The 403-nt window shown below is 67.7% G+C and carries 1 pseudogene; it reads left to right on the forward strand.

Going from position 1 to position 403, the window contains the following annotated elements:
• A pseudogene (locus tag AB4Z27_RS29710) lies at window positions 1-403 on the forward strand (type VI secretion system tip protein VgrG); the annotation flags it as partial.

Here is a 403-nt window from a genome sequence, read left to right on the forward strand (position 1 = left end):
GGCACCCATCATCTGGACTTCGAGGGCGGCAAGTGGGAGGCGCAGCTACGCCATGAAGCGGCGATGGCCGGCCAGTTGGTGTTCTCGGGCGAGAGCAACGTGCTGGACCTGCGCCCGGCGCGCATCCTGCGCATGGACCTGGCGCTGGCCGAGGCACCGAACGGGCAGGTCATCACCGAGGTCATCCACACCGGCGCGCGCGATGCCGCCTATCGCAACACCTTCAAGGCCATCCCTTCGGACCGGCGCTTCCGGCTGCCGCTGGCCGAAGACCGATGGCCGAGGATCCAGGGCACGCTGTCTGCCCGCGTGACCTCGCCGGGCCAGTACAAGTACGCCTACCTGACGCAGCAGGGGCACTACACGGTCCGCTTCGACCTCGATTTCGACACCTGGCCGAATG

This window comes from Cupriavidus sp. KB_39 (genome assembly GCF_052114485.1).
GTDB lineage: Bacteria > Pseudomonadota > Gammaproteobacteria > Burkholderiales > Burkholderiaceae > Cupriavidus.